Below are 22,130 nucleotides of genomic sequence, written 5' to 3' on the forward strand. Positions count from 1 at the left end.
GCTCGAATCAACCTGCGGCCTAATCTAACTTATCGTGCGCTCCACAGCGACACGCCATTCCGCCATCAGCCGCGCCGACGCGTCCGCGGACATTCGCGGTTCGAACCGTTTGTCTTCCTGCCAGTGATGCCGCAAGTCTTCGGTCGATTTCCAATAGCCGACCGCGAGACCGGCGAGGTACGCGGCGCCGAGCGCGGTCGTCTCCGTAACCTTCGAACGGACGACCGGAATCTGCAGCAAATCGGACTGAAATTGGAGCAGGGCGTCGTTCTTTGTGGCACCGCCGTCAACGCGGAGTTCGAGCAGCTGCTGCCCCGAATCGGCGTGCATCGCTTCCAAAAGCTCCGCCGACTGAAATGCGATCGATTCGAGCGCCGCCCGGGCGATGTGCGCGCGTCCTGTGCCGCGGGTAAGTCCGACGATCGTCCCGCGCGCGTCCTGATTCCAATAAGGCGCGCCGAGACCGGCAAAGGCCGGAACGAAATAGACGCCGCCGTTGTCGGGAACCGAGTTCGCGAGTTCCTCGACGTCCGCGGCGGTGCTGATGATCCCGAGTGAATCGCGAAGCCATTGAATCACCGCGCCGCCGATGAAAACGCTGCCCTCAAGCGCGTATTCGGTGCGATCGCCGATCTTCCAGGCGACGGTCGTCAGCAGGCGCTGCTTCGAGGCGATCGGCTTTTCACCGATGTTCTGCAACAGAAAACAACCCGTCCCGTAGGTATTCTTCGAAAGTCCGGGTTCGAAACAAGCCTGACCGAACAATGCCGCCTGTTGATCTCCCGCGTTTCCGGCGATGGGAATTCCCTTCAGCGCCGGAACCGATTCGATCTCGCCGATAACCTCGCTCGACGCGGTGACGCGCGGGAGCAAACTGCGCGGAACATCGAACAGGTCGAGCAGTTTGTCGTCCCAGTCGAGCGAATTGATGTTGAAGAGCATCGTCCGAGAGGCGTTTGAAACATCCGTTAAATGCGCTTTTTCGGATGTAAGATTCCAGATCAGCCAACTGTCGACCGTGCCGAAAGCGAGTTCACCCCGGTCGGCACGCGCTTTGACGCCCTCGACGTTGTGGAGGATCCATTCGAGTTTGCTGGCGCTGAAGTAAGCGTCCGTCTCGAGCCCGGTTTTCGCACGGATCAAGTCGCCGTGCGAGGCACGGACAGCGTCGCAGCGGGCCGATGTCCGGCGATCCTGCCAGACGATCGCGTTACAGACGGGCGCACCGGTCGCGCGGTCCCAGACGATCGTCGTTTCGCGCTGGTTCGTGATTCCGACGCCGGCGATATCGGCGGCCGCAAGCCCAGCCTTTTCAAGCGCTTCGATCGCTGTTTCGACCTGGCTTTCCCAGATCTCGACCGGATCGTGCTCGACCCAACCGCTTTTCGGGAAGATCTGCGTCAATTCGCGCTGCGCCATCGAAACGACGCGGCTGTCGCGATCGAAGACGATCGCGCGGCTCGATGTTGTGCCCTGATCGAGGGCGAGAATATAGGTCATTCGGAGATCAGTTGGATGAATTCGGCCTCAAAGTACTGCTTTATCTCGTCGCGTACCTTCCGAAACGCCGCAACCCGGGTTTCGAAATCGCCCCCGGCGTCCACCGGATCTTCGAACATTCGATGAATTACGCGGGTCTTTGCCGGAAAGTACGGACAATTTTCTTTCGCATTGTCGCAGACCGTAAGGACGAAGTCGAACTCACGCGAGGCAAATTCGTCGACCGATTTCGAGCGGTTCCCACTGATGTCGATTCCGATCTCGGCAAGCGCCGCGATGGCTTCGGGACGGACGATCGACGGCTTCGTCCCGGCGCTTTCGACTTCAAATCTCCCGTCGGTCAATGACTTGAGCAAACCCTCGGCCATTTGGCTCCGGGCGGAGTTGCCGGTGCAGAGCACCAATACGCTTTTCATATTTCGTTTTGAAAGTACTTCTTCTGAAACCAGAGTGAAACGCTGACCAATCCGATCAGCGCCGGAACTTCGACGAGCGGACCGATGACGGCGGCGAAGGCCGCGCCCGAGTTGATCCCGAAGACCGCGACCGCAACGGCGATCGCGAGCTCGAAATTGTTGCTCGCCGCGGTGAACGACAGCGTCGCCGTCTTTGAATAATCTGCTCCGGCGAATTTGCCGAGCGCAAAACTGACCAGAAACATCACGACGAAATAGATCAGCAGCGGAATCGCGATGCGGATCACATCGAACGGCAGTTGAACGATCAGATCCCCCTTGAGGCTGAACATCACGACGATCGTAAAAAGCAACGCGATCAGCGTCAAAGGCGAGATCCGCGGAATGAATTTTTCGTGAAACCACTCCTTGCCTTTCGCCTTTACAAGAAAGAAACGCGTCAGAAACCCGGCGAGAAACGGAATGCCGAGATAGATGAAGACGCTTTCGGCGATCTGCCAGATGCTGATATCGACAAAGCTGCTTTCGAGCCCGAACAGCGGCGGAAGAACGGTTAGGAAGATCCACGCGTAGATGCTGTAAAAGAAAACCTGAAAGATGGAGTTGAAGGCGACGAGCCCGGCGGCATATTCAGTGTCGCCTTTTGCGAGTTCGTTCCAGACAATGACCATCGCGATGCAGCGCGCCAGCCCGATCATTATCAGCCCGACCATATATTCGGGTTGGTCGCGCAGAAAGACGATCGCCAGCACGAACATCAAGATCGGCCCGATGATCCAGTTCTGAACAAGCGAAAGTCCAAGGACCTTGGTGTTCTTGAATACCTCGCCGAGTTCTTCGTAGCGAACCTTCGCGAGCGGCGGATACATCATCAATATCAGTCCGATGGCGATCGGGATGTTCGTGGTCCCGACCTGGAAGCGGTTGATGAAACCTTCGATCCCGACGAGAAAATGTCCGGCCGCGACGCCGATACCCATCGCGACGAAAATCCAAAGAGTCAGGAACCGGTCAAGAAAGGAAAGTCGTTTGGTTGGATTGCATTCTACGGAATTCATCGAGCCACCGTCCTATATATGCGTTTAGCCATATACTATCACGACGGTCGCTCGCTCGGCGAGTGGAGAACTAGATTTTTTGCAGCGCGCCGTCGAGATCGTCGATCAGGTCGTCCGCGTTTTCAATCCCGACCGACAAACGAATCAAACCGTCCGAAATTCCGGCTTTCAAGCGCTCTTCGCGCGGCAAGCCGGCGTGGGTCATCGACGCCGAATGCTGAATTATCGTTTCGACGCCGCCGAGCGACGTCGCGAGCGTGCATATTTTGACGTTGTTGAGGAGCGTCTTTCCGGCTTCGACCGTTCCGACGTCAAACGAGATCATACCGCCGAACCCACGCATCTGGCGCTTGGCGACTTCGTGCCCGGGATGCGACGCGAGTCCCGGATAGTTGACTGCGGCGACGCGCGGGTGTTCGGCGAGAAACTCGGCGACGCGCTGCCCGTTCGAATTGTGGCGTTCCATTCTGAGCGCGAGGGTCTTGATCCCGCGGAGAACAAGCCAGGCGGTCTGGGGCGAAATGTTCCCTCCGAACAGTTTCGTCGTCTTAAGCCGTGCCTTCTCAACGAAATCCCTGTTTCCGGCGATAACGCCCGCCGTCAGATCGCTGTGGCCGCCAAGGTACTTTGTCGCCGAATGAAGGACGACGTCAACGCCGAGGTCGAGCGGCATTTGATTGAACGCCGTCGCGAAAGTATTGTCGCAGATCGTCGTCACGCCGTTCTCGCGGGCAATACGCGCAATGGCCTCGATATCCGAGATCTTGAGCGTCGGATTCGAAGGCGTTTCGATGTACAGAACCTTTGTTTCAGGCCTCAGCGCGTGACGGTAGTTCTCCGCGTCCGTCTGATCGATATAGGTTACGCCGACACCGAAGTCACTCGCCAGATAATCGAAGAAACTCCCCGTCGTCGCATAGTGCGAGGCAGGTGCGACGATGTGATCGCCCGATCTGACCGCCGTCAGAACGGCGCCGGTCACGGCCGCCATTCCGGAAGCGAACGCGAGCGCGCCGTCAGCGTGTTCGAGTTCGCAGACCGCGCGCTCGAGCGCGTCCTGGGTCGGATTCCCGAGCCGGCCGTAAAACCAGCCCGGCTTTTCGTAGTTATGGATCGCCGCCGCCTCGTCCGCATCGGAAAACGCGAAAACCGATGCGTTGTAGATCGGCACAGATACCGCGCCGGCGTGCAGTTGAGGATCTTCACCAGCGTGAACGGCGATCGTTTCGATTGATTTTTCGGACATAGCGGTTGGAATTAGAACTTAGAACTGAGAACTTAGAACTGAGAACTTAGAACTCAGATCTTTGAACTTTGGCCTTTGATCTTTGATCTTTGACCTTTGAACTTTGCACTCTGCACTCTGCACTCTGCACTCTGCACTCTGCACTCTGCACTCTGCACTCTGCACTCTGCACTCTGCACTCTGCACTCTGCACTCTGCACAATTCTGACCTATACTAACCGCTTCGCCGACCGGCGCGCAACAGGCGCTCGCGGCGTAGGTCGCAATCGGGTTGGTGTCGGCCAAGACGGTGAACACTTCCCAACGGTTTCCGTCCGGATCCTGTATCCAGGTCTTGTCCTGGAGCGCGTAGCAACAGTCGGTCTCCATCTCATCAAGCGTGATCAGACCGCTTTCCCGCCAACGCGTGCCAATTTCCACCACTTCGGCTGTCGAGTCGACCTGAAGCCCCAGATGCGAGAGAGTCCCTCCCTGTTCAAACGCGCGCCGGTTCATTGTAAAGTTCAGCGGCGGATTTGAGATATCGAACTTCGCATAGTCATCGCGGATCTTGACCGGATCGGCACCGAACATCCTGCTGTAAAAATCGATGCTCCGCGAAACATCGCGGACGTTTATTGAAATATGTGTCTTCATATGATTTCTCCTTAATCGATCTCATATATGCCTGCCCATATCTGTGTACACGAATATATTTGGTTCATCGCTCCAAGTCAAGACTTTATTTCGATTTTGTGATATTTTTTTTCTATGACCGAAGAGAGCGTTCTCAAGGAAATGGAAGCATTCTTTCTCGCGATGGCTGACAAGACGCGTCTGCGCCTGCTCAATCTGATGCGTAACGAGGAGATCTGCGTTTGTTTTTTTACAGAGGTCCTCGGCGAGAGCCAACCCAAGATCTCGCGGCATCTGGCCTATTTGCGCAACGCCGGCGTCGTCGAAGCCCGGCGCGACGGGAAATGGATGCACTATCGGATCCGCCGCCCGTCCGATGAGAACGCGGCGCTCGTCTTGGACGAGATACTCAACTGGCTCGACAGCCGCGAGGAACTCCGACGCGATCGCGCCAGATACGAAGATGTTTGTTGTTCGCCGGAACTGCTCGTTCAGATCGCTCGGACGCCGATGCCTTTCCTCGCCAGCGGTCCGGAATTTGAAGAAGAATTTGAAGAGCAGTCCTATGTTGCCGAGGAACCGGCCGAGCTTGCGGATTATTTGCTTTGAGTGTTTGACCCGGCGCCGTACGGACAATGCCGGCAACCGTTGGCGCAACAGTAGCCGCGCCGTTCGAGGAATCTCGCGGTCAGTACCATTAGTCCGTTTTCGAAATAATAGTCAATTTCCTCGACGAACTCCCGTTTTGATTCGCGACCGTCGACCTTGGTTTGTGTTCCCTGCCCGCTCATTTTTGTTGATCCAGTTTCGAAACTAACCAATCGACGTCGAGTTTGCAACATCGCTGAAGTTGTCCGCGGGTGCGTAAAGCGCGAGAAACTCGCGATTGCCATCGGCTCCGAGAACCGGGGAATCGACGCAACCGACGCAAACAAGCCCGATCTCGTGCGCAAACTCGTTGACCTGACTGACGACGCGTTCGTGTATCTCAGGATCGCGGACGATCCCGCCTTTCCCAACCTCTCCCCTGCCGGCCTCGAATTGCGGCTTGATGAGCACGATGATGCGCCCGCCTTCTGCGAGAAGATCAACCAGCGCCGGCATTATCTTCGTCGCGGAGATGAACGATACGTCCATCACGATCAGGTCGAAACGAGTCTCGAAATCTTCCGGTTTCAGATATCGAGCGTTGACGTTCTCGCGCGCCTCGACGCGCGGATCGGTGCGGATCTTCCAGACGAGCTGGTTGGTCCCGACATCGACGGCGACGACCCGCGCCGCGCCGTGCTGCAGCAGACAGTCAGTGAATCCGCCGGTCGAGGACCCGACATCGAGACACACATATTCTGTCACGCATATATGAAAGTCCGCCAGAGCACGTTCCAGTTTCAATCCGCCGCGTCCGACGTATCTGGTCTCGTCCGCAGCGCCTTTGATCCGGATCAGCGCATCCGAATGAAACTGCTCCGACGGCTTTTCGACACGCTTATCACCGACCAGCACAACTCCGGACATCACAAGCGCCTGTGCCTTCGCGCGCGAATCGGCAAATCCGCGCTCGACGAGAAGTTTGTCGATTCTTTCACGCTTCATTTCAGTTCAAATCGCTGCCCTTGACGCGCGACATCGAATCCTTTCGCGCGCAGATCGCGGATCGTTTGCTTGTTTCCCTGAATCAGCGGATTGCTGTGATTGAGGTGTATGAAGGCGATCTTCCTCTTCTCCGAAAGCGGCAGATCCTTCAGCAATTCCATCGTTTCGGAAACAAACGGATGCGGGACCTCGCTCATCGGCCGCGGGATCTCGCCGTCGGCGTAAAACGTGCCGTCGATCAGAACGAAGTCGTTCGCTCTGACGACTTCGTCGAGCTTCTGAGTCCATTTCTGCCATTTGTCGATATCCGGTATGAAGACGAGCGATTTTCCGTTGGCGACGATCCGGAATCCAACCGTTTCTGAGAACTCGTCGCGATGCGGCACGAGAAACGGTTCAACCGAGATCCGCTCGGCTATTTTCGTCGGTTTTCGGTCGGCAAGCGTTTCGAGCGTGATGTTCCTGAGCGACACGAGTTGCGACCAGGGCGCGTTCTTTTCGAGCATTTCCCTCATTCGCGGCATCGCATAGACCTTGACGCCGTCCGCGCCCATCGATTCGCGACCGAAATACATCAGCCCCGTATAGTGCCCGATATGAGCGTGCGTCAGGAAGATGCCGTCGAGTCTGTTGGACGCGTCGCCGGTTTCATTCTTCAGAATCTGAAACTGCTCCGGCAGATCCGGGGTCGCATCGAAGATCCAGCGCGACTTCGTTGCCGGATCGACGAGCGCGATCGAAGACACGAGACGTCTGAGTTTCGGATCATCCCAGGCGCGTTCGCAGAACGGTGTCGAACAGCCCATCTGCGGCACGCCGGCGTCCTGGCCGATGCCGAGAACAAGCACGTAGGGATCTTTCGCAAGAACCGTGACAATTGAAGTTACAAGAGTTACGAGAACTAATGCGAATCGGATGCGAATCGGTTTTAGGGATTCTAATATTTTCACTTTTTCCAGAAAGTTCGGACGCGGTGCTATTCTAGGATTCGACTTTATCAAAATGGACACCGAAACAAAACTTTCGAGATTCGCGAAGTACGCGTGGTTCGTGCTCGGCTACAACCTTCTGGTCATTCTCTGGGGCGTCTTTCTGCGCGCGTCGAAATCGGGGGACGGCTGCGGCCAGCACTGGCTGACCTGCCACGGCGAAGTGATCCCTTCGGCGCCGGAACTCAAAACCGTCATCGAATTCTCGCACCGCATCACGAGCGCGCTCGACGGATTCATCGTCATCGCGCTGCTGATCTGGGCGTTCCGTCGGCGGCGGGCGGGCAACGAGCCGGGCCGCGTCTTGAAGATGGCAGCGGGTTCCTTCGTTCTCGTGATCATCGAAGGATTGCTCGGCGCCGGACTTGTTCTGACCGGAAACACGGCCGAGACACTGACCGCGGCGCGGCCTTTTTGGATGGGCGCGCATCTGATCACGACACTCGTTTTGCTGACCTTTTTGACGCTGACGGCGTGGTTCGCGAGCGGCGGCGAGCAATTGCGATTCAACAACGCGGGCAAGGCGAAAACGTTGCTGATCGGCGGCGTGATAGCGTTCCTGCTGATCGGCATGTCGGGCTCGATCGCGGCGCTTACGAATTTATTGTTCCCTTCGAGTTCGATCGGCGAGGGCATTGCCAAGGATTTTGCGGAATCCTCGAATATCCTTCTCCGATTGCGGGTTCTGCACCCGATCGTTTCGGTATTCGGCGGCCTCTATCTGATTTTTCTGGCCCTTCGGCTAAAGGGATTGAGACCGGATGATCTCAATGTCGGTTACTGGTCGAGGGTTACGACCATGCTTGTCATCGTTCAACTCGGGTTCGGGACGCTTACATTGTTTCTTTTGGGTCCGATCGTAATGCAGGTCGGGCATCTTTTGCTGGCCGACCTGATCTGGATCTCGATCGTGCTTTTGTCGGCGAACTTTCTGAGGCAGGAGGCATCCGGATAGTCGCCGGCGCGTCCGTGCCCGGGCTTCGCGAAACCCGAAAAGGCAGAAGCGTTTTTCCGCTTCTGCCTTTTTCTTTGTCCGTCGATCAGGTCAGATCCCGATCCGACTTTCTACTTGAGCAATCGAATGGCGGTTTTTCTATCAGCCTTTCGTTCCTCGTCGCCGGCGGTTTCAGCCACCGTCGCGAACTGTTCGCCGTAACCCTCGGCTTCCGGAACCTGCGCTCCGACACCGGCCTTGTCAAGCGCTGCCTTGACCGCTTTCGCACGATCGTCCGACAGTTTCTTGTTCGCCGCGTCATCGCCCTTCTTGTCGGTATACCCTCCGATCTTGATCTTGACACTCGGGAACGCCTTCAGGATCGCGACGATGTTATCCAATTGACGCTTCGATTCGGGCGCGAGTTCCGTCGTTCCGAACTTGAAGTTAAGATCGTCAAAACTGAACCACTTGTTCTTGAGCGATTCATCGGTGCCGTTCTTGAAATCGTCAGACTGGATGAATTTGATCAGTTGATCCTCGATCCCGCCCGGATACGCCTGCAGTTTCGTACCGTTTGGCAGCGCAACCTCGGTCAGTTTGCGTTCGGCGTCGCCGATGCCCGGCATCGTCCACCCCGCGAAAAGCGTTTTCAGCTGGTCGAGCGCGGCCGCCGGAAGCCCGGTTGCCGCCGTGATCGCGTTCCCGGCAAACGACAATGTTCCGTTCTTCCAATCCTTCAGGCTCGGGAGGAGCTTTCCGAAGTTGTCCCACCAACCGGCGGCGAACGGCTTTGCGTTGGCATCGACCTTGAGGCCGCTGAAATCGACGTTTCCGGCGCCAAACTGCGCTTCGAGCTTGGTCTTGATCTCATCGAAGGTCTTCTGATCCGGAACGACGCCCGTGACGGCGTATTTGCCGTCCCTGGCACTGATGCTGAAGCTCGATTCGACCTGTTTCGCCGGCATCGAGCCGTTGACGTTCGATTTTGCCGAGTTAACATTCGAGGTCGTGGTCGGCGTCGACTTGCCGCAGAACCAGTAGCCGAGAACGAGAAGTCCGACCAGAATAAGCAACGGGAGAAGCCATCTGAGCACTCCGCCGCCGTTTCCGTCTCCGTCAAGAACGTTGCCGACCTTGCCAATCGCGCCGCCGACGGAATCGCCGACCGCCCCGACGGCCTTTTTACCGGCATCGTAAGTCGCGCCGGCAGCGTCGCCGACCGCGCCGGCAGCGTCACCGACGACCTCCGCTCCCTTTCCGACCACCGCTTTCCCGGCATCGACCGTCGCGCCTGCGGCATCGCCGATCTTGTCCGCGGCCGCGCCGGCAAAAGCGCCGGTGGCGCTCAAAGCGCCGAGCACCGCAGCACCGGCCGCTCCGCCGAATTCGCTCAGGAATCCTTTGACCTTCGACAAAAGGCTCGCGTCGTCCGGAACTTCGCCGTCAGGCGTCAATGCGTCGACGACCTGCGGCGTCATTGAGCCGAGCGCCGACACCGCCGAGGCACGTTCGACGCCGGATTGTTCAACGATCGAATCGATCGTCTCATTGCCGAACGCAGCCTCTACCTGATCGTCCGTGATCGGCGTGTTGTCGCCGGACGAGATCCACGAATCCACCTGTTCGCCCAGACCTGCGTCGCGAAAGCGATTGATGAAGCCGGCGAAGCCACCGTTTGCGGGATTGGCGATAATTCCGAGCAGCGATGAAACCAGACTTCCGGCCTTGTCGCCAAGTCCGAACTTCTCTTGTGCGTCCTTGATAATCGAATCAAACATAAGTATTTCTCCTGTTTTGTTTTCTTTCAGTTTTTTCAGGGGCACGAACGCGGGGCGTCGTTCGATCGGGGCAGATTCGGGGGCTTACTTGCTGTTGCTTTCACGCCATACTGCACCAGAGCGTTCGAGTTCGTCAAGTTGAGACTGCAATTGAGTTCTTTTTGACTCGACATCATCAGTCGCCCTGATCGGGATCGGGGCGCCATAAGACATTCTAACGCGAGTAAACGGCATCGGAATCCGGAGTCCGTCCCAGCTCCGGGCGCGGCGAAAACGGATCGCCTCGAACGAGACCGGAAGCAACAAGGCCCCGGTTCGCTTCGCGAGCAAGCAGGCGCCGCCTTTGACGACGTGGGGCGGGCCTTTCGGGCCGTCGACGGTGATCAATGCCGGAAGGCCGAGTTCGACGGCTCTTGCCATCTCGATCAATGCGCCGATTCCGCCGCGGCTCGATGATCCGCGGACGGTTCCGAATCCGAATCGGGTCACGACCCGCGCAATGTACTCGCCGTCGAAACTCCGCGACGCCATCGCGACGATTTTGCGATCGCGAAGCAGATACGTCAGGAAAAAGATGTGTTCGTGCCACAACGAATAGATCGGCCCGCCGCCGTGTTCGCTGGCCGACTCCAAATTCTCGAGGCCCGCAACTTCAATGCGCAGCGTCCGCCCGATGCAGGCGACGAGCGCGCAGAAAAGGCGTTCGGCGGCGCGAATCAGGAACCGTTCACGAAACGAATACGCGGACAGATCGGCGAACCTGTAGAATTGTCGAAGTTTTTCATCCATTCGATGCAAAGTATCCGATGCTCTGGTTTGTGATTGCAACAAAACAAGCTATTCTAGCGTAAATCGGGGCCTTGGGCCTTGTTGACCCCCTAAAGCGATGCAGAAAAAGATCTTAATTGTTGACGATCACGACGATTTGGCGAGCCTTTTGACGCGTAAGTTTACCGAGTTTGGACACTCGGTGACAACCGTCGAAAGCCGCGATAAGGCCGTCGACCTCATCGAACGGGAACGGTTCAGCATCGTTATCTCGGACCTCGACGGCGTGCCGGATACCGATTCGGCCGATGACCGCAGCGCGATCAAATCGTTCAAGCTCTCGGTCAACGACTTCAACGAATCCGGCTGCACCGAAGAGGAGTTGAAACAATGCATCGAGATCACGCTCAACTGCAAATCGGAATGCGTCGACAAGCTTGCGACGGTTCAGGCGGTTCACGAAAAGATCGAGTTCGAGGTTCCGAGCCTGATCTCGCTGATGCACGACATTTTGGCGTATCTGATGCGGCGCGTCGAAAAGGTCGGCGTCATCAACCCCGAAACATCGAACCTTTTCATCGCGCTTGACGAGGCGTTCGTGAACGCCGTCAAGCACGGCAACAAATTCGATTCGGCCAAACTCGTTCGCATCAGCGCGGACGTTTCGCCCGACGAGGCGCGCTTTACGATCGAAGACGAAGGCGACGGCTTTGACGTCAGCGAGATCCCGGACCCGCTCGACCCGGTCAACCTCTTCAAGACCTCAGGGCGCGGCGTGCTCTTTATTTACAACATTATGGATGAGGTTTCTTACAACGACCGCGGCAATCGTCTGACGATGGTCAAACGGCCGGAACGCCCCTGACGCACAATTCCCCGACCTTCACTTTGTTCATTTCCGGGCGTATCTGCTCGTCCGTCGGTAGTTTTTGGCAGTCCGGTTCGTTCCGGCAAGCCGTTTCTATTCCATTTGTGAAAGGAAATCATCTCACTTACACTTAGAGCCGCGAACGCTGCAGAACAATGAAAGTCACTATCGCACAAATTGACACGACGAACGGCGATTTCGAGGGCAATATCTCGAAGATCCTGGCCGCAATCGAAAAGGCGAAGTCGGACGGTTCGGATCTGATCGTCTTCCCCGAAGTCTGCACACACGGCTACACGTCGCAGGATTGGTTTCAGGACCGGGACATCATCGATCACGCGCTCGAACCGCTGCAGGCGATCATTCCGGCGACGCGCGGCATAACCGCGATCGTCGGGACGATCCGACCGAACGAGGACAACGACGGTCGAAGGCTTTATAACTCGGCGGCGGTCATACACGACGGCGAACTGCTCGGATTCACCGACAAAACGCTCCTTCCCGAATACGACGTTTTCGACGATCCGCGTTATTTTGAACCGAACGACAAGCCGAATAGGCCTTACGAGATCAACGGGAAGAAGATCGGCGTCGTTGTCTGTGAAGATTTCTGGAACGACAAGACGTTCTGGAAAGACCGTCTGTACGATTCCGATCCGGCCGATGAAGCCCTCCGGCTCGGTCCGGACGTGCTCGTCTCGATCAACGCCTCACCGTACAACAAAGGCAAGATCCGTCTGCGCTGCGAGATGGTCGCCCATCGCGCGAAAGCGGCCGGCGTGCCGATCGTCTTCGTCAACCTGGTCGGCGGCAACGACGGGATCATATTCGACGGGGCAAGTCTGATCGCCGACGGGCAGGGCGACATCATTCTGCAGGCGACGGCGTTCGAGGAGTTCGTCGAATCGGTCGAACTCGACATTGGAAAGCCCGATGCCCGCGGCATCACCGGCGGCGAGATCGATTCGATCCATCAGGCGCTTGTCCTCGGAATCAGGGATTATGCCCGAAAGAACCGATTCAAAAAAGCGGTTTTGGGTTTGAGCGGCGGCATCGATTCGACGCTCGTCGCGGCGCTCGCGTGCGAAGCGCTCGGATCGGAGAATCTTCTCTGCGTGATGATGCCTTCGCCGTTCTCTTCGGAGGGCTCGGTAAAGGATTCGGAAGAACTTGTGCGAAACCTGGGTTGCGAATCGCGGATCGAACCGATCTCCGGCGCGTTCGAGACGCTGCTCGGGCAAATGAAGTTCACCAAGCCGAAAAAAGGCGGCGAGAATCTCGCGGCCGAGAATATGCAGTCGCGCCTGCGCGGCGTGATCCTGATGGCGATCTCGAACGCTGAAGGACGACTTCTGCTCTCGACAGGAAATAAATCCGAACTCGCCGTCGGGTATTGCACGCTCTACGGCGACACAAACGGCGGCCTCGCGGTCCTCGGCGACGTTCTCAAAACCGAGGTCTGGCAGATCGCCCGGCGCATCAACGAGCGCGCCGGACGTGAACTGATCCCGGTCAGGATCATCGAAAAACGTCCGAGCGCCGAACTCGCGCCGAATCAATTCGATCAGGATTCGTTGCCGCCATACGAACTTATGGACCCGATACTGCATCTGTACTTTGAGCAGAAACTGTCGCCGTCGGAGATCATCGCCAAGGGCAACGATTCGAAATTGGTATACGAGATCCTGAACAAGGTCGAGCATCCTTCGAACGAATTCAAGCGTCAGCAATTGCCGCCGACGATCATCATTTCAAAGAACGCGATCGGCGTCGGGCGGCGCCGCCCGATCACGCATAAATACCGGCGAACGGCCCCGTAGGTCGAATGAGATTTCTCTCAGCAGACGTTCAGCGTCGGACTCCCGCCCGACGAAAAGAACGCAAAACCCGAAACGGGCTACGGCCCGTGTCGATCGCCTTTTAGCTTGGAGCCAATACTATGAAAAACCTTGTCCGAATTTCGCTTTTCAATATCTTGTTTGCAATTCTCGCGAGTTCCGCCGCCGGCCAGACCGTGCCGCCGACCGAAAAGCGCGTCATCGAAGTAACCGGTTCAGCCGAGGCGCTGATCACGCCGAACGAATTCACGTTCAAAATTACGCTCGTGGAACGCGTCGACGGCAAGAAGAAGATCACGATCGAGGATCAGGAAGAAGCTTTGAAACGCGAACTCGCGGCAATCGGAGTTGAGGTACAAAAAGACCTGACGGTTTTCGATCTGACGAGCGTCTACGTTCGGCAGCGGAGATTGAAGGACACGCTTGCTTCGAAGGATTACCGGCTCAAGATCCGTGATCTCGACAAAGTAGGCAAGCTTCAGGATCTTGCTGACCGCAACAACATATCGCGCCTCGACCTGATCGACTCGACACACACCGAACTGATACGATTCCGCAAAGAAACGAAAATGGAAGCCATTCGCGCCGCGAAAATGAAGGCCGAATATCTGCTTGGTGCGATCGGTGAACGCGTCGGAAAGGCGGTTTTCGTGCGCGAAGTCGACGAAGAGAACAATTCCGGTTTCTATCGGGCGAATGCCAACATCAGTTCGAACAGCCAGTCGAACGTCTTTGTTCAGGACGGTAACAGCACTCCGTCAGCAAGCAGTTTGAATATAACCCAGATCAAACTGCGTTTCGAGATCTTCGCGCGGTTCGAGATCGAGTAGACGAATTCAACAATTTTCTCCCGAACGCGATCGATGAGGTTGATTTCGTTTCTGACCGAGTCGATCCAATGTGCGATCCAATCGCCAATCGGCAATCGCAAATCGCAAATGGGCTAATCGGTGACGCTGCAAAGCCCGATGATCGGCTGATGGAGCATCGTGATCTCCGCGCTGCGTCCTTTGTATGACTTGGCCATCGCGATCGCGTCCGTCAGATTGTCGGCGCGTTCCCAACCGAGCATCTCGGGGACGTGCGCGTTCTCGGCGCCGGCGACGATAACCTTGCCGACGTGCTGCCGGCCGTTTTCGCCCCAGTACCACATAAAGAACGGATGCGCTCCGTGATAAGCGTTGCCGCGCCGGTACATCTCGATGTAGGCCGGATTTTCGGCAAATTCCCGCTCGTATTTTTCGCGAAGATAGAACGCATCGCGCGATTCGGGTAGCAACCTGTGGAAAAACTCGATGTAACTCGGGTGGAAATTATGGTCGAACTCGTCAAAGCACGGATGCGTGATGATCATCACGCCGCCCTTCCTCAGCAAAGGTTTGTTGCGGTACATATTGAAGTGATAGCCGAGAGCCATAACCTGTACCAACAATGGGTTTAGCGCCGAATACACGTTGTACGGCGAGATGTCCGGGATTCCGGTGATCAGAATGTCGCACTGGCCTTTTACCGGGATCTCGTATTGCTGGTAGTTCTTTTCGAGGATCTTCTCGTGCACCGGCTCGGTCGCGCCCGCGTGGCAGGCGATCAATTCGTATTGCGCCGGAATCGCGTGGAGCATCTTGCGCCGGGCTCCGCGCGGGAGTTTTGAGAATGTCCGCTTCATCGCTTCCCATTTCATACGATCGGCAAAACTGAACTCGTCCTCGTTGCGCGTCAGGATGTCGTAGCCGTCCGGGAACATCTTGTTGTTGATCGCGGTCTCGATGTGAAAGACGTTGCACGCCTCGTCGACCAGTTTCCCGAGGCGGATGACCTTGTGGTTCAACTCCGACGCCGGCGGATCCATATACGAATGCGAATCGCGGATCGTCTGCGGCTCGTGGTGCGCACGCAGACTCTCGTAATCGCAAAGTCCGACCGCGACCGACTTGTGGCCGCCGTCCATCGGGACGAGGTTGATGTTGAGATAGATCAGGATATCGGACTCGATCGCGCGGCGGTTGACGCGAAGCGGTTCGTTGTGGCGCGTGTGGCCGAGCGTCACTAGGTTCGCATCGTCTTCGGCATCGTGATTGTAATAGCGGTCGGGATAGAAGGCGTTGAAGATGCGCGATCCGACCATCCGTTCCATTTCCCACGCCGTCATCTTGCGATGAAGCGAGTTGGCGATGATCAGATGAATATCGTCGACGCCGTTCGCGGCGCACATATCGAGCACGACCTCGAGCATCGTCTGACGCAGATCGGGCGTCGCCATCGGCGGCAGCGGCAGCGAAATGTCATCCATCGCGATCGTCACGCGCATTCCCGGTTCGAGCTGCGCATAGAGCGGCTTGGCGTCGATCGGATGATTGATCGCGTAACGGATCGCCGCCTCGCGGTTCGGCAATCCCTTGATCGGCGGATTCGGATAGATCACCCGAGTCCCGACCGGGAGATCGTTGATGATGAAATCCTCGCCGTTCGGCATAATCCGCGGCGCGCTGTCGCGATCGATGTAAACGATCGATTCGTGTGTTTTTCTGCGTAATTGAAGAGACATCTTAAAACTTGTCACCCGCCTTTTTCAAAGATTTGATCAGGATATCTGCGAAAAAGCATCTAATTGGGTCTCGGAGTCGTTGATAATTATGACCGTGTTTGAATCTTGCGCAAAACAGATAACTTGAAAAACAAGGGCAGGCATTGGAATTCGTAATCCATTCACGACAACTCGATCAATCTTCACCACTAGCTCAACATTTCTCAGAATCTATCCCGATGTTTTGCTTCACTAACTCACCCACGGATTTAAGACCCCGGCATTCGACTTTTCGAAATTCCGAACGTTTCGTGTCACGATCACCAGATCGTGCTCCAATGCGAGCGCTTCGAGAAGCGAATCAAACGCAGGTCTTACAACTCCCGTTCGTTCAAACTCGCCATACATTTTGCCCCAAAAAAGGAAAGTCGTTTCCGTGATCGGCAAAACGCGACCTGAAAAACGTTTTCGCAACAATTCCAACCATTCTTCGAGTTCGGTCCTTCTGCGACTCGGCTCAAGCCGATAGATTCCGCGACGAATTTCACCTATCGTCAACGCACTCAAATACAAGCGATCCTCAATTTGATCCTCGAGCCATTCAATGAATCCTTGATTCGGACTTGGTTTTCGTGGCTCAGAAATTGCGCAGGTATCGAGAAGATACTTCATCCGAGATCGACCTCGCGCGGAAGTTCATCTGACCGATCCAAATCTTTCATAATCTCGTCGAGCGGGCTGTTGCGCAAGAACTCAACCAGACTTTCGCCGTCGCCTTTAATACGCCGCCATTCAGTTATCGAAACAACGACCGCGACTTCCGTACCATTGCGGCGAATTACCTGTGGCGCGCCTCTTTCCGCGAGGCGGATTAGCGTACTCAAATTGTTCTTGGCATCTTTGACGGTGTGTGACATATCTCACCTCAGCCAATAGTGGCTACGTAGCCATCTTACCAAACCTCTATCATCTTTCGCAATCTATTTCAAATCCAAAATCGCCCAATCGTGTTGTATCGCGGTTTGCTTCAATCGGAAATCCGGGTTGACGGCAACCGGGTGCCCGACGATGGAAAGCATCGGCAAATCCGATATCGAATCGCTGTAAGCGTATGAATCGCTTAAGTTTATAATCTCACGCTCGGCATATTCGCGCATCCATTTGGCCTTTGTCGCCGACGCCATCACGGGCGGCAGCACCCGGCCGGTCGCGTAGCCGTTGACGAATTCCATACGGTTCGCGACGTAGTCGTCGATGCCGAGATGATCCATCAGATGCTTGATCGTAAAGTCGAGCGCGCCGGTCAGAACGACCTGACGCTGGCCGAGTTTCTTGCCCTGCGCGATCAGTTCCGGCGTGCCGTCAAAGATCGCCGGTTTCAGGACCTCTTCAAACAGCTCCTCGCTGAAATAGCGCAAACGATCGAACGATTCACCCTCGTAGCTTCGGAAAAAATACTCGTTGAAAACGTTGCGCGAATAAAGATCGGTGATGCCGAACGCCGGAAGTTTGGCGAGCGTTCCGACACTCTTGCGAATGGTGTTTAACAGGCCTTGCTGGCGACGGGAATAGAACGCGAGCGTATGCACCAGATTGGTGCTTACCAGAGTTCCCTCCAGATCATAAAACGCGGCGGCCTGTCCGTTTCTGTTCATCGTTGCTTTGTGCTATTTTTAGAAAACTTTCTGCGTTTGCAAAGACATAGACTATACCAAAATTTTCCCGTATTCGGTAATTTGGCAAAATGAAACCTTCGAATTCTTACCGATTTATTACAATCATCGCGACCGCGTTACTCCTTGCCTCGTGCGCCTCCAAAGCGGAAACGGAATCGCTCGACGCCAGGACCGATCCCGCCGTCCTGGCGGATGTGATTTCCAGATCCGATGAACTCTTCAGACAACGCGAGGATCTTGCCAAGCTTCGGGAAGCAGTCAAAATGCTCGGGGCGATCAGAAATCCGAACCAGCGAAATTTTGAGGTCGAATGGAAGTTCGCGAAATACAATTACTGCCTCGGCCGACAGACGACGGACGAAAAGGAGTCGGAAAGGGCATTCGAAGCGGGTAAACAAGCCGGGCGAATCGCGTCGCGCATCGAGCCGTCGAAACCGGACGGACATTTCTGGTTCGGCGCGAATCTTGGTGAGCAAGCTCGTCGAAGCCCAGTTACCGTGGGCATCAAATCGATCGACGACATTCGCGAAACGATGAACAAGGTGATCGAACTCGACCCGAAATATCAGGGAGCAAGCGCCTATGATGCCTTGGCGCAGGTCGAGCTTTCAACGACCGGGATGATGGGCGGAAAACCCGAAAAAGCGGTCGAGTATCTTGAAAAGGCGCTCGAGCTCGAAAAGGAGAATACGTACATCTATTTGCATCTTGCCGAGGCGTACGCGGCGGTCGGCCGGAAGCCGGAAGCGCGAAAGCATCTCGAGCATTTGCTGAGGATGAAGCCGGATTCCGAATACATTGTTGAATACAAGGAATCGACCGAAAAAGCGAAAAAGATGCTGGAAACAAGGTTTTGAACGGTGGCTTTTCGGTGAGCGGTGAACCGTAAGCGGTGAGCGGTGAGCAGTCGTCAGTGGTCGATAAGTATTTGAGCTTTCGAGTCGGCTCACAGCTTACTGCTCACTGCTCACTGCCTACGGCTCACGGCTCACTGCTCACCGACAAATATATATGCGCAAAGCAATTTATCCGGGTTCGTTCGACCCGATCACGAACGGTCATCTCGACATTATCGCCCGCGGATGTACGCTGTTCGACGAGGTCGTCGTCGCCGTCCTCAACAACCCGGACAAAAGTTCGATGTTCACCGTCGAGGAGCGATGCGAGATGCTCCGCGAAGTTCTGCCGCAAGCGTCGAATTGCCGTATCGAGGTCGATTCGTTCCAAGGGCTCCTCGTTGATTACGCAAAGAAAAAGAAGGCGATCGCGATCGTCCGCGGCATCCGCGCGATCTCGGACTACGAATACGAACTCCAAATGGCGCTGATGAACCGCCGGCTCGCGCCCGAACTGGAGACGATCTTTCTGATGTCCGGCGAGGCGTTCTCGTACATTTCCTCGAGATTGGTCAAGCAGATCTTCAATCTCGGCGGGAAGATCGAAGGGCTCGTCCCGTCGCTCGTCGAGCAGAGGATGACCGACAAACTCGCATCCAAGACGCGCCGCGGGTGATCAGCGAAGTCGAATCCATCTTGGAGCTGCGATTCGAAAAGCTCGATGATTCGGTGAAATCGACCCGTCTCCTGTAATTGAATTTTGATCGGAATCTATCTATAATCCGTTCTGCGTGAAAGAGCGCATCTAGTCTGCAGAAAGGGCTGTGCCCATCTTTGTTCAAACAGCAATCCGAAGGAACGCAAACCTTCTTTCATCCTGAATCAGGCAGACATCAGGTTTATCTATGAAAGGAGCTTAGTGTGCAAACATCAAACCTACCGGTCAACCCCAATTTAGAACAGTACAGAAAGATCGCCAAAGCCTTAGTGAAAGCCTGGCGAAACAACACCGCGGTCGATATTCCGTGGGAGGGCTCGATGATCGCGGTAACACGCGAGCATTTGCGGCAAAAGCATCCCCGTTTGCGAGGCTTGTCCGTGGTCGAAGCAGAAAATGAAGGGCTTTCGCTCGCGGATGCACAGTTTCTGATCGCCCGCGAATACGGATTCGAGAGTTGGTCAGGATTCCGCAAATCGATCGAGGAGACTCTCAAATCCGAATGCGGGTCCGAAAACACCGAACCCGACACGACAGTTCCGAATCTGTTTCTTGACGCCCGGGACCCCGTTGCGTTGTCTGTCGTCAAGGCGATTCAGGATGGCAATGTCGACGTATTGATCCGACTTCTGGAAGCAACTCCGAACCTGGCACGCGCCAGGATCAGAGACGAGGCCAACCCCAAAATGGCCCGTTCTCTTCTGCATATCGCAACCGATTGGCCCGGGCATTTTCCGGGAGTGGCCGAAACGATCGACGCTTTGGTCGCTGCCGGCGCGGAAACGGACGCGCCGTTCGTCGGCGGCCCGCATCGCGAAACCGCGCTTCACTGGGCCGCCAGCAGCGATGACCTTGCGGCACTGAATGCGTTGCTTGATGCCGGTGCAAACATCGAGGCAAAGGGGGCGGTGATCGCAGGCGGCAGTCCGATCGCCGATGCCGTCGCTTTTGGGCAATGGAATGCAGCCGCGAGACTTGCGGAACTCGGCGCGGAAATGAACGCCGACCACGAAGCCGCGCTCGGGTACCTGAAGCGGATTCAGAAACGCTGGTCGGACGCAAAGCCGACATCCGCCGAGATCGACCAAGCGTTTTGGTTTGCTTGTCACGGCGGACAGCGCCGTGTCGCGGAGCATTTGCTGGAACTTGGCGCCGACCCGAATTGGTCGCCGGCGTGGGAGAAGAAAACCGCGCGGGAAGCTGCGATTCGGAGCGGATTCGCCGATCTGGCGGACTGGATTCAAAGAATCCGGACGAAATGATCTGCGGCGGGGCTCGATTCCCGGATTGCGAGTTGGGGAGTTATCGGATCGTTGCTGTGGTGTGTACGACGTTTTTTTGCTTAACTCCCGTTCTCGGATTCAAAATACGGCTCATTCGATTTAAGATTGATATTATGACTCCGTTTACTGTTTCCGATAACGTCTCAAGAATGCAGGCTTCGTCGACTCTTAAGGCGATGCAGGCGGCGGCCAATCTTCGCGAGCAGGGCTACGATGTGATCGATCTCACGGTCGGCGAGCCGGACTTTCCGACGCCGCAGTTCATCAAAGACCTCGCCGTCGAAGGGCTCAACAAAGGCCTGACCAAGTACACGCCCTCGAGCGGTATGAAGTCCTTTACCGAGTCGATCTCTCATTTCTACAGGGATCAGTTCGGCGCCGACTTCGCGCCGTCGGAGGTGGCGGCGGCTTGCGGCGGTAAGCAGGCGCTCTTTAACGCCGTCTGCACGCTGGTCAACCGCGGCGACGACGTCCTGATTCCTAAGCCGTATTGGGTGACTTTCCCCGAGATCGTCAATTTCTGCGGCGCGAACAACGTCTTTATCGATACCGAGGCGACCGATTTTATTCTTACCGCCGACCAGGTTCGCGATGCGATCACGCCGACGACGAAACTCCTGATCATCAATTCGCCGAGCAATCCGTCCGGTTGCGTAGTGCCGGCGGCCGAAATGCGCCGCATCGTCGAGACCTGCGCCGAACGCGGGATCTATGTCCTGACCGACGAATGCTATCTTTTCTTCGCGTACCCGCCGGCGGAAGTTTTTACATCCGCCGTTTTGCCGAAAGAACTGCGGAACTTCGTGGCGATCGCCGGGAGTTTCTCGAAGACCTACGCGATGACCGGTTGGCGAATCGGTTACACGATCGCGAATGAACAATGGACGAAGGCGATGGTCAAACTCCAGAGCCATTCGGCGACGCATCCGACGAGCTTCGTGCAATACGCTTGCGGGCGCGCCCTCGACCGGCGCGAGGAATCGATGAACGCGGTCAGCGCGATGCTTGCCGAATACAAGCGCCGCCGTGACTGGTTTATCCCGGAACTTCAAAAGGTCAACGGATTCAAATGCGCGATGCCTGAGGGCGCGTTTTACGCGTTCGTCGATGTCCGCGGGCTTTTGGGTGATAAGTTCGCGACCTCCGCCGATGTCGCGGACCATCTGCTCCACGAAGCGTACACCGTCGTCACCGACGGTGCCGGGTTCGGAGCCGACGGGTTCTTGCGGCTCTCTTACGCGACATCGATGGAAAACCTGCGGACGGCGATTGAAAGGATAAACAAGCTGTTCTGACCGCGGAGTAGGTTTGCGGAAATGAGTTCCCGACGTATTGATCCGATTTCAAACTTCTTGGAGCCTGTCGGAAAAAGCCGTTTGACTACTAAATCTGCTTCTTCAAGCGTGCGGAGCACGCGAACTTGCGATAACACCACGTGAAGCGGAGCGGAACGTGGTGGCTGAACGTCCGAGTCTCCAAGCGTGTGT

At 56.1% G+C, this 22,130-nt stretch carries 23 protein-coding genes; 9 read left to right on the forward strand and 14 right to left on the reverse strand.

Annotation, left to right across the window (positions count from 1 at the left end; translation table 11 throughout):
* Nucleotides 1–24: 24 nt before the first annotated feature.
* From glpK to IPN69_18970, 5 genes are all read right to left on the reverse strand, one after another.
* On the reverse strand, nucleotides 25–1,500 hold the full coding sequence (gene glpK / locus IPN69_18950) for a glycerol kinase GlpK (GenBank protein ID MBK8812788.1): 1,476 nt from the start codon (nucleotides 1,498–1,500) through the stop codon (nucleotides 25–27).
* A complete protein-coding gene (locus tag IPN69_18955) occupies nucleotides 1,497–1,916 on the reverse strand; it encodes an arsenate reductase ArsC (GenBank protein MBK8812789.1) in 420 nt (139 codons plus the stop codon). Before IPN69_18955 ends, glpK begins: the two co-directional genes overlap by 4 nt.
* Nucleotides 1,913–2,974: an ACR3 family arsenite efflux transporter gene (gene arsB / locus IPN69_18960; protein ID MBK8812790.1), complete on the reverse strand. Its 1,062-nt coding sequence runs from the start codon at nucleotides 2,972–2,974 to the stop codon at nucleotides 1,913–1,915. The genes IPN69_18955 and arsB overlap by 4 nt, the downstream gene beginning before the upstream one ends.
* 70 nt (nucleotides 2,975–3,044) lie before the next feature.
* On the reverse strand, nucleotides 3,045–4,220 hold the full coding sequence (locus tag IPN69_18965) for a PLP-dependent transferase (protein ID MBK8812791.1): 1,176 nt from the start codon (nucleotides 4,218–4,220) through the stop codon (nucleotides 3,045–3,047).
* An 18-nt stretch (nucleotides 4,221–4,238) separates the two neighbouring features.
* Nucleotides 4,239–4,856 carry a VOC family protein gene (locus tag IPN69_18970; GenBank protein MBK8812792.1) on the reverse strand — a complete coding sequence of 206 codons (618 nt, stop codon included), beginning with the start codon at nucleotides 4,854–4,856 and terminating at the stop codon, nucleotides 4,239–4,241.
* A 114-nt stretch (nucleotides 4,857–4,970) separates the two neighbouring features.
* Between IPN69_18970 and IPN69_18975 the strand changes: the two genes are divergently transcribed.
* The gene (locus IPN69_18975) at nucleotides 4,971–5,444 is read left to right on the forward strand and encodes a metalloregulator ArsR/SmtB family transcription factor (GenBank protein ID MBK8812793.1); all 474 of its coding nucleotides are present in this window, start codon (nucleotides 4,971–4,973) and stop codon (nucleotides 5,442–5,444) included.
* On the opposite strand, the gene IPN69_18980 is transcribed toward IPN69_18975, so the two are convergent.
* From IPN69_18980 to IPN69_18990, 3 genes are read right to left on the reverse strand one after another with little or no spacing between them, the layout of a single operon-like run.
* Nucleotides 5,432–5,626, reverse strand: a complete 195-nt coding sequence (locus IPN69_18980; GenBank protein MBK8812794.1) for a hypothetical protein — start codon at nucleotides 5,624–5,626, stop codon at nucleotides 5,432–5,434. The genes IPN69_18975 and IPN69_18980 overlap by 13 nt on opposite strands.
* Nucleotides 5,627–5,648: 22 nt before the next feature.
* The gene (locus IPN69_18985) at nucleotides 5,649–6,428 is read right to left on the reverse strand and encodes a TlyA family RNA methyltransferase (GenBank protein ID MBK8812795.1); all 780 of its coding nucleotides are present in this window, start codon (nucleotides 6,426–6,428) and stop codon (nucleotides 5,649–5,651) included.
* Nucleotides 6,425–7,234, reverse strand: a complete 810-nt coding sequence (locus IPN69_18990) for an MBL fold metallo-hydrolase (GenBank protein MBK8812796.1) — start codon at nucleotides 7,232–7,234, stop codon at nucleotides 6,425–6,427. The genes IPN69_18985 and IPN69_18990 overlap by 4 nt, the downstream gene beginning before the upstream one ends.
* 196 nt (nucleotides 7,235–7,430) lie before the next feature.
* Here IPN69_18990 and IPN69_18995 point away from each other — a divergent pair, with 196 nt between their 5' ends.
* Nucleotides 7,431–8,372, forward strand: a complete 942-nt coding sequence (locus tag IPN69_18995; GenBank protein MBK8812797.1) for a COX15/CtaA family protein — start codon at nucleotides 7,431–7,433, stop codon at nucleotides 8,370–8,372.
* Nucleotides 8,373–8,482: 110 nt separating this feature from the next.
* Here the strand turns inward: IPN69_18995 and IPN69_19000 are convergent, their stop codons facing one another.
* Both IPN69_19000 and IPN69_19005 read right to left on the reverse strand, forming a co-directional pair.
* Nucleotides 8,483–10,132, reverse strand: coding sequence for an OmpA family protein (locus tag IPN69_19000; GenBank protein MBK8812798.1), 1,650 nt, complete (start codon nucleotides 10,130–10,132; stop codon nucleotides 8,483–8,485).
* An 84-nt stretch (nucleotides 10,133–10,216) separates the two neighbouring features.
* Nucleotides 10,217–10,921: a lysophospholipid acyltransferase family protein gene (locus IPN69_19005; protein ID MBK8812799.1), complete on the reverse strand. Its 705-nt coding sequence runs from the start codon at nucleotides 10,919–10,921 to the stop codon at nucleotides 10,217–10,219.
* A 97-nt stretch (nucleotides 10,922–11,018) separates the two neighbouring features.
* Here IPN69_19005 and IPN69_19010 point away from each other — a divergent pair, with 97 nt between their 5' ends.
* The 3 genes from IPN69_19010 (at nucleotide 11,019) to IPN69_19020 (ending at nucleotide 14,436) form a co-directional block, all read left to right on the forward strand.
* Nucleotides 11,019–11,765 carry an ATP-binding protein gene (locus IPN69_19010; protein ID MBK8812800.1) on the forward strand — a complete coding sequence of 249 codons (747 nt, stop codon included), beginning with the start codon at nucleotides 11,019–11,021 and terminating at the stop codon, nucleotides 11,763–11,765.
* A gap of 158 nt (nucleotides 11,766–11,923) precedes the next feature.
* Entirely contained in the window at nucleotides 11,924–13,588 is a 1,665-nt protein-coding gene (locus tag IPN69_19015) for an NAD+ synthase (protein ID MBK8812801.1), read from the forward strand.
* A 119-nt stretch (nucleotides 13,589–13,707) separates the two neighbouring features.
* Nucleotides 13,708–14,436 carry an SIMPL domain-containing protein gene (locus tag IPN69_19020; GenBank protein ID MBK8812802.1) on the forward strand — a complete coding sequence of 243 codons (729 nt, stop codon included), beginning with the start codon at nucleotides 13,708–13,710 and terminating at the stop codon, nucleotides 14,434–14,436.
* 113 nt (nucleotides 14,437–14,549) lie between these two features.
* Here the strand turns inward: IPN69_19020 and IPN69_19025 are convergent, their stop codons facing one another.
* The 4 genes from IPN69_19025 to IPN69_19040 form a co-directional block, all read right to left on the reverse strand.
* The gene (locus IPN69_19025) at nucleotides 14,550–16,151 is read right to left on the reverse strand and encodes a DUF2088 domain-containing protein (protein ID MBK8812803.1); all 1,602 of its coding nucleotides are present in this window, start codon (nucleotides 16,149–16,151) and stop codon (nucleotides 14,550–14,552) included.
* A gap of 231 nt (nucleotides 16,152–16,382) precedes the next feature.
* Nucleotides 16,383–16,802, reverse strand: a complete 420-nt coding sequence (locus IPN69_19030; protein MBK8812804.1) for a type II toxin-antitoxin system VapC family toxin — start codon at nucleotides 16,800–16,802, stop codon at nucleotides 16,383–16,385.
* The gene (locus IPN69_19035) at nucleotides 16,799–17,047 is read right to left on the reverse strand and encodes a type II toxin-antitoxin system Phd/YefM family antitoxin (protein MBK8812805.1); all 249 of its coding nucleotides are present in this window, start codon (nucleotides 17,045–17,047) and stop codon (nucleotides 16,799–16,801) included. Before IPN69_19035 ends, IPN69_19030 begins: the two co-directional genes overlap by 4 nt.
* Before the next feature lie 63 nt (nucleotides 17,048–17,110).
* Nucleotides 17,111–17,785 (reverse strand): HAD-IB family hydrolase, encoded by a 675-nt coding sequence (locus IPN69_19040; GenBank protein ID MBK8812806.1) that lies wholly within the window; start codon nucleotides 17,783–17,785, stop codon nucleotides 17,111–17,113.
* Between the two features lie 89 nt (nucleotides 17,786–17,874).
* Between IPN69_19040 and IPN69_19045 the strand changes: the two genes are divergently transcribed.
* The 4 genes from IPN69_19045 to IPN69_19060 all read left to right on the forward strand — a co-directional run bounded on the left by IPN69_19045 (nucleotide 17,875) and on the right by IPN69_19060 (nucleotide 21,938).
* Nucleotides 17,875–18,663 (forward strand): tetratricopeptide repeat protein, encoded by a 789-nt coding sequence (locus IPN69_19045; protein MBK8812807.1) that lies wholly within the window; start codon nucleotides 17,875–17,877, stop codon nucleotides 18,661–18,663.
* A gap of 154 nt (nucleotides 18,664–18,817) precedes the next feature.
* Nucleotides 18,818–19,318, forward strand: coding sequence for a pantetheine-phosphate adenylyltransferase (gene coaD, locus IPN69_19050; protein MBK8812808.1), 501 nt, complete (start codon nucleotides 18,818–18,820; stop codon nucleotides 19,316–19,318).
* A gap of 362 nt (nucleotides 19,319–19,680) precedes the next feature.
* Nucleotides 19,681–20,622, forward strand: coding sequence for an ankyrin repeat domain-containing protein (locus IPN69_19055; GenBank protein ID MBK8812809.1), 942 nt, complete (start codon nucleotides 19,681–19,683; stop codon nucleotides 20,620–20,622).
* A gap of 134 nt (nucleotides 20,623–20,756) precedes the next feature.
* Nucleotides 20,757–21,938 carry a pyridoxal phosphate-dependent aminotransferase gene (locus tag IPN69_19060; protein MBK8812810.1) on the forward strand — a complete coding sequence of 394 codons (1,182 nt, stop codon included), beginning with the start codon at nucleotides 20,757–20,759 and terminating at the stop codon, nucleotides 21,936–21,938.
* The last annotated feature ends 192 nt before the right edge of the window (nucleotides 21,939–22,130 follow it).

The sequence above is a fragment of the Acidobacteriota bacterium genome (genome assembly GCA_016715115.1).
Taxonomy (GTDB): Bacteria; Acidobacteriota; Blastocatellia; order Pyrinomonadales; family Pyrinomonadaceae; genus JAFDVJ01.